Below are 501 nucleotides of genomic sequence, written 5' to 3'. Positions count from 1 at the left end.
TATTCATGGGTTATTTTTTCATTTAAAAGCAGGTCAAACACAATCCTTAGCAGGGGCCCGCATCCTCTGGAATAAAAAGGTTTATTTAGCCGCTAAACGTTTGTTAGATGGCGAATTGCTTATTATCGCTACAAACCATTTTTTACCTGATAGCATTGAAGTTTATTTGAAGCGCTGGGAAATTGAAACATTATTTGAATGCTTAAAAGGGCGTGGATTTAATTTTGAGGACACCCGAATTACTGAGCGAGAACGAGTGAGTAAAATGGTTGCTGTTCTATCAATTGCATACTGTTGGGCTCACAACATGGGGGAGTGGCGCCGAGAACAAGGCGATGGGGTCAAAACGAAAAAACACGGGAGGCTCGAAAAGAGCTTATTTCGACACGAATTAGATTTATTGCAGCAAATATCCATCGGCTCATGCCGTGTTATAAAAACCATTAACCGTTGTTTGAATTTACTCATCCCAAGACCGATTCAGCCCAAAAAGATTGAGCT

1 protein-coding gene is annotated in these 501 nt (G+C 40.5%); it reads left to right on the top strand.

Going from position 1 to position 501, the window contains the following annotated elements:
* The coding region (locus L2764_RS27630; protein ID WP_248943521.1) for a transposase at positions 1–501 on the top strand (501 nt) is incomplete at both ends.

This window comes from Shewanella surugensis, from assembly GCF_023284005.1.
GTDB classification, from domain to species: Bacteria; Pseudomonadota; Gammaproteobacteria; order Enterobacterales; family Shewanellaceae; genus Shewanella; species Shewanella surugensis.
Note: the sequence above shows the minus strand (reverse complement) of the source record. Positions and strands in the feature narration are given on the sequence as shown.